Annotated in this window: 5 protein-coding genes; 4 read left to right on the plus strand and 1 reads right to left on the minus strand. The window is 46.1% G+C overall.

What is annotated here, in order from left to right:
* Positions 1-117: 117 nt before the first annotated feature.
* From IBX48_RS09470 to adk, 4 genes are all read left to right on the plus strand, one after another.
* Complete coding sequence (locus IBX48_RS09470) at positions 118-348, plus strand: hypothetical protein (RefSeq protein ID WP_296833778.1); 231 nt, start codon at positions 118-120, stop codon at positions 346-348.
* A 348-nt stretch (positions 349-696) separates the two neighbouring features.
* Complete coding sequence (locus tag IBX48_RS09475) at positions 697-3,099, plus strand: penicillin-binding protein 1A (RefSeq protein WP_296833781.1); 2,403 nt, start codon at positions 697-699, stop codon at positions 3,097-3,099.
* Positions 3,096-3,965, plus strand: a complete 870-nt coding sequence (locus IBX48_RS09480) for a fructosamine kinase family protein (RefSeq protein ID WP_296833784.1) — start codon at positions 3,096-3,098, stop codon at positions 3,963-3,965. Before IBX48_RS09475 ends, IBX48_RS09480 begins: the two co-directional genes overlap by 4 nt.
* 75 nt (positions 3,966-4,040) lie before the next feature.
* Positions 4,041-4,688, plus strand: coding sequence for an adenylate kinase (adk, locus tag IBX48_RS09485; protein WP_296833786.1), 648 nt, complete (start codon positions 4,041-4,043; stop codon positions 4,686-4,688).
* 110 nt (positions 4,689-4,798) lie between these two features.
* Here adk and IBX48_RS09490 read toward each other — a convergent pair.
* Positions 4,799-6,572, minus strand: a 1,774-nt coding sequence (locus tag IBX48_RS09490) for a methyl-accepting chemotaxis protein (RefSeq protein ID WP_296833789.1), incomplete at its 5' end; no start/stop codon positions are given.

Below are 6,572 nucleotides of genomic sequence, written 5' to 3' on the forward strand. Positions count from 1 at the left end.
TTTCTTGACTGAAATCAAACTTTGCCTAAACTGGATGTAACTAAGATTTGAAATTTAGCCGTTATAGCGGTATATTTCACAAACGTAAACTTCTAAAACTATTTTGAGGCGACAAACATGACCCAACAAAACAAGAAAAACATACTTCAATTCATTATCGGTGTGGCCATTGTATTTGTGCTGCCGTTAGTGGTTTTCATGGGAATTTATTTTGACCTTTTACCAGCGTCTCTATTGCAAGTAATTGGCATGATTGGCGTGATATCAGCGGTCGTCATGATTATTGGCGGCGGTTTGTTCATGGCGTGGAGTGATATCAAAACAGGGCGTTATAAAAACCGCGGATAATTCACCCCTGTTTAAATCGCTACAATTAAAAACCGACCCTTGTCTGAAAATGAGAAGGGTCGGTTTTTTTATGCTCTAAACTAAACGGTGATGGACTAATCACACCTTACCCAGCCCAAGTTTTCAGACCCAGTATTAAACTTACTTTTTAGCCAAAAAATACAAATCAGCTAAAGGACACCTTGATTAACCCCTGGTTGATTCTGCGGGGCTTAAAGTAAATGCAAGGCGATTTTTTTGCTTAAAACCTAGACAAAAACAAATGTGAAGCTTTTTCGGCAGCCATACCCAAACCTATCGAATTAACGTACAATAGTCTTTTTAAATTAAGCTGTTACAGAACAAAACATGACATCTGAACATAACGATTCAACCGAGCCGACACCACCTAAACCAAAAAAAAGATCCATCTGGAAAATCCTGTTCCTGACGGTTTTTATTCTCGGTTTAATCCCCGTTTTTGCCTTAACTGCTTACGTTATTAAGGTATACCCGACCCTACCGGATGCCTCAACCCTAAAAAACATCTCCTACCAAGTTCCGCTGCGAATTGAAACCCATGACGGCAAACTCATTACTGAAATTGGTGAAAAACGTCGCTTGCCGCTGGCTTATCATGAAATTCCTGAGCGCATGACGCAAGCCATCATTTCTGCAGAAGATGAAAACTTCTATGAACATGGCGGTGTCGACTTTAAAGGGATTGCGCGTGCGGTGTATGAGTTAATCACCACCGGCGCCAAACAGTCGGGCGGCTCAACCGTAACGATGCAGGTCGCACGTAATTTCTTTTTGACTAGTGAACGCTCTTATACCCGTAAACTTAACGAAATTATTTTGTCTTATAAGATCGAACATGAGCTCAGCAAACAAGAGATCATGGCACTGTATTTAAACAAAATCTTTCTAGGCCATCGCTCTTACGGGGTCGCAGCCGCCGCAAAAACTTATTATGGCAAAGAATTAGCCGATTTGGAGTTACACGAGTTCGCCACCATTGCAGGCTTGCCCAAAGCGCCTTCTGCCTATAATCCGGTAGTCAACCCACCACGCGCTCAACAACGCCGAAACTATGTTTTGCGACGCATGAATGATCTGGGTTTTATTAGCCAAAATGAAATGATCTTAGCGCAAAGTGCGCCGATCGAAGTGACCTTAACCGGTGTACGCATTGAAGTGGAAGCTAACTATGTAGCTGAAATGGCGCGCCAATGGGCATTAGAACGCTTTGGCGAAGACGCCCTCAACATGGGGCTCACCATTATCACCACGATTGATAGCCAACATCAGCAATACGCTAACCAAGCGGTTCGTGATGGCTTGCAAGATTATGAACGTCGTCATGGTTTTCGCGGCCCACTCATTTCGCTCGTGCCAACTGTCATGACCAACCGTGAGCAAATTTTAGAAGCGATTAATCGATTTGCCGCGCCGGGTGATCTGTCTGTCGGTGCGGTAACCGATATCACCGAAGACCAGGCCTGGTTGATGATTCGCGACGGCACCGAGGTTAAAATTCGGTTTGAAACCATGCGCTGGGCGGCACGTTATTTAGACGTCAACCACACCGGCCCAGCGCCCGAGTCAGCCGAAGATATTCTTAAAAAAGGCGATGTGGTTTACATTCACCAACAAAATGGCGAATGGACCTTGGCTCAAAACCCAAATGTCGAAACCGGCATGGTGTCGTTAAACCCAAGAGATGGGTCTATTTATTCGTTAGTAGGTGGGTTTGCTTATTTCAAAAGCACCTTTAACCGCGCCACCCAAGCCAAGCGACAGCTGGGTTCGGCTTTTAAGCCTTTCTTGTATTCAGCCGCATTAGATCGGGGTTATACAGCGGCCAGCGTTATTAATGATGCGCCGGTTGTTTTCCACGATGATGCACTAGAAGACATTTGGCGCCCAGAAAACTTCTCTGGTCGCTTTTATGGCCCAACTCGTATCCGTCAAGCGGTGGCTTATTCACGCAACCTAGTGCCGATTCGTTTATTGCAAGACCTTGGCATTCATCCAACGATTCATCATGCCAGCTTATTTGGCTTGCCACTAGAAGAACTCAACAAGCAGCGTAACCTTTCACTCGCTTTGGGATCAGCGCAGTTCTCGCCACTAGAAACGGCACGAGCTTATGCGGTATTTGCGAATGGCGGTTATTTGATTGACCCCCACTTTGTTAAAGAAGTACGAGACTTTAATGGCAAAGTGCTTTACCGAGCCGAACCCAAACAAGCCTGTCAAATTCACTGCTTTGAAAATGACCCAACCCTTGCACCAAGAGTCATTACACCGCAAAACGCCTATATTATGACCTCGATGCTGCAAGACGTAATTCAATATGGCACTGGCCGCAGTGCGCGTGTATTAGAACGCATGGACATTGCCGGTAAAACTGGCACCACCAACCAGCAGTTTGATGCGTGGTTTGTAGGTTATAACCCGGATATTGCCACCAGTGTTTGGGTTGGGTTTGATAGCCCTAGTAGTTTGGGTCGACGTGAAACATCTGGCCGTGCGGCCTTGCCAATTTGGATTAACTACATGCGTGAAGCGCTGAAAAAATCGCCCAATGCGCCGTTTTTACAGCCGGAAGGTTTGGTTAATATCCCAATCGATCCAAGCACTGGCACACCCGTGCCAGCGGATACACCTAAAGCCATTTTCGAGTTATTTTATGAGAAAAATGCCCCAGAGGCACCCGACGTTACGCCTACCAGTCTTCGCGACTTAACCCGTGAGTTGTTTCAGTGAGTCCACTGGACTGGTTAACACCGATTGTTCAGCAGGCTTTGGGTGAGCACACTGAAATCAAACAGGTCAAAGGCGTCAGTGGTGGCGACATCCACCAGGCCTGGTGGTTACAAACCAACCAAGGCGCGTTTTTCTTAAAAACCAATCACGCCAAAGCCGAGACTTTATTCGCTAGCGAAGCTTTGGCATTAGCTAAGATTCAAGCCAGTCAAACTATCCGTTGCCCAGCCATTATCAATTATGGTTGCACCAACCACCAGGCCTGGTTGTTAATGGAATATATCGAGATGCAGGCGCAGGGGGATGACTTTTTACGTGGTCAGCAACTGGCGAAAATGCACCGCCAAACCCACTCACAGTTTGGCTGGCAACAAACCAATTACATTGGCCACACACCGCAATTGAATGCTTGGCAGGACAGCTGGCCTGAGTTTTATGCTCAGCAACGCCTTAAACCTCAGCTAAAGTTGGCACAGCACAATGGTGCGCCGGATCAATTGATTGCACTCGGCGAACAACTTATTCAAAACATCAATTCTTTTTTTCAAAACTACGCGCCCCAAGCGTCCTTACTACATGGCGACTTGTGGGCGGGTAATAGCGCATTTGATACCCAGGGTTTACCGCTCATTTTTGACCCGGCCAGTTATTATGGTGATCGTGAAACCGATATTGCGATGACCGAATTATTCGGCGGTTACAGCGACCAATTTTACGCGGGTTATGACGCCGAATGGCCGCTTGATACAGGTTATCAAAGTCGCAAAAACCTTTATAACCTTTATCATGTTTTAAACCACTATAATCTGTTTGGCGGTTACTACGCTCAACAGGCCGAATGCTTACTGCGTGAATTGACCGCTTAGTTTGAATCAAACATAAGCCGTCCCTTAATGTATAATTTTAGGTTTGATTTCGCTTTTAACGATTAGGACAAATTTATGAAACTCATTCTTTTGGGCGCACCTGGCGCAGGCAAAGGCACACAAGCTCAGTTTTTAACCAAACAATACGACATTCCACAAATCTCGACCGGTGACATGTTGCGTGCGGCGATCAAAGCGGGCACCGAAATGGGCAAACTGGCCAAATCGTTTATGGACGAAGGCAAGTTGGTTACCGATGAGGTGATTATTGGTTTGGTTAAAGAACGCATTGCGCAACTAGACTGTGCGCAAGGCTTTTTGTTAGATGGTTTCCCCCGCACGGTTCCGCAAGCGGATGCTTTGGCTGAGGCGGGTGTTGGCATTGATGCGGTGGTTGAAATTGATGTGCCGGACCAGGTGATTGTTGAACGTATGTCGGGCCGTCGTGCTCATTTGGCATCGGGCCGTACTTACCACATTGTTTACAACCCACCAAAAGTGGAAGGTAAAGACGACGAAACGGGCGAAGAATTGGTTCAACGTGATGACGACAAACCGGAGGTCGTGAAAGATCGTTTAGCGGTTTATCACAAACAAACGGCCCCTTTGGTTGATTACTACCAAAACGTCGCCGCCAAAACGCCGTCACTAAAATACGTGCGTATTGATGGCACTCAGCCGATTGCTGAAGTCGAAAAAGCCATTATTTCGGCTTTAAAATAATCCTCCGTTTAAACCAAAAAACCGCTCGAATAAGAGCGGTTTTTTGGTTCTGATACATGGCAAGAAGCACGAATAGGCTTCTTAATCGAGCTAATACAAGCACGATTACGCTAACGCAAACTTTTACGTGGTTTATCTGAGTCGGTGTTGACTTCAAAATACGCCATATCACTTTGTAAAATGCTCGACTGCTCACTCAAAGTTTGTGAAGCCGCGGTGGTTTCTTCAACCAAGGCCGCATTTTGCTGAGTGGCATCATCAATTTGCGTAATCGCGCTGTTAACCTGACGAATACCTTCCGATTGCTCAGCCGATGCATTAGCAATCTGAGTAATCATCGCCACCATTTCATCAATTGACAAGCTAATTCCATCCAACGACTCCCCAGACTCGGTAGCCAAACGCGTACCGTCATTAATACGTGAGACGCTTTCATCAATTAAGTTTTTAATATCTTTCGCGGCTTCGGCCGATTTTTGCGCTAACGCGCGTACTTCACCAGCGACTACCGCGAATCCGCGCCCGTGATCGCCCGCGCGTGCGGCTTCTACGGCGGCATTTAAAGCCAATAAATTGGTTTGAAACGCTATGCCATCAATCAAGCTCACGATATCGGCAATTTTATGACTTGAGGCTTGAATCTCAGTCATGGCTTCAATGGTTTTCTGCATCACCTGCGCACTGTCAGTGGACTTGGCTTGCACCTGCTTCGCCATTTCGGCGCTACGTTGTGCATTTTCAGTTGTGTTTTGCACGGCCGATGTCATTTGTTCCATCGTCGCTGAGGTTTCTTCAATCGCGGCCGCTTGTTGTTGCACACGCTGGCTAAGATCACTGGAACCGGCCGCCACTTCATCCGCGGCATGGCGCACAATGTTAGAGGCGTTCACCGCGTTTGTAATAACACGCGTCAACTTGCCCGACATGGTATTAAAACCTTCGGCCAAGGATTCAATCACTTCACGAAACATCGAAACCTCATCTTTCGCCAGGTGATTTTGCATGCGTGCTTTTAAGTCCCCGGCCGCAAAACTGTTTAACACTTGGGTGGCATCATCCACCACCTGGTTAAGTAATTGGGTGTTTTTATTTGATCCAATATCGGTCGCATACTTCACCACTTTATAAGGCCGACCCTCGGAATCGAATACTGGGTTATAACTACCTTCCAACCAAAGCTCGTCACCATTTTTCTTTAAACGGCGATATGTGCCTGTACTCAACTCACCTTGCGCCAGAGCGGCCCAAAAATCACGGTATTCAGCCGATTTTGCGTAAGCCGAATCGACAAATAAACGGTGATGCTGACCTTTAATTTCGCTTAACTCATAACCCACTGTCTGACAAAAATTCGGGTTAGCCGTCAAAATATTACCCTGCAAATCAAATTCAATCACTGCCATTGCTCGACTTATGGCTTCGATTTTGGCATGGGCTTCCGTTTCAGCCTCAACCGTTTGGCTAATATTGGTCGCAAACTTAATCACCTTTTCGACTTGGTTATGCACATTAAAAATCGGGTTGTAGCTCGCCTCCAACCAAATGGTATGGCCTTGTTTATTTAAGCGCTTATAGCGTTGCTGAAATACTTTGCCTTGTGCTAAAGCCTGCCAGAACTGCTTATATTCAGCGGACGTCTGAATATCTCCCGGCACAAAAATGCGGTGATGCTGTCCAACCACTTCATTCAACGCATAACCTACCGAATCCAAAAAGTTTGGATTGGCATGCTGTATTTGTCCCTGTGGGGAAAATTCAATCACCGCCATCGACTTATCTAAAGCCTCAAGCACCGCGTTTAAAGACACGTTCTGTTGTTGGCAAGTTTTTAATTGATTTTTTAGCTTGCTGTTAAACATATTCACCACCTCATGATTTGTCTTT

The sequence above is a fragment of the Thiomicrospira sp. genome, assembly GCF_014859555.1.
Taxonomy (GTDB): Bacteria; Pseudomonadota; Gammaproteobacteria; order Thiomicrospirales; family Thiomicrospiraceae; genus Thiomicrospira.

Bases quoted from the DNA above. Each gene is read 5' to 3' on its own strand.
- IBX48_RS09470 (WP_296833778.1), top strand. From the start codon at position 118: ATGACCCAACAAAACAAGAAAAACATACTTCAATTCATTATCGGTGTG.
- IBX48_RS09475 (WP_296833781.1), top strand. From the start codon at position 697: ATGACATCTGAACATAACGATTCAACCGAGCCGACACCACCTAAACCA.
- adk (WP_296833786.1), top strand. From the start codon at position 4,041: ATGAAACTCATTCTTTTGGGCGCACCTGGCGCAGGCAAAGGCACACAA.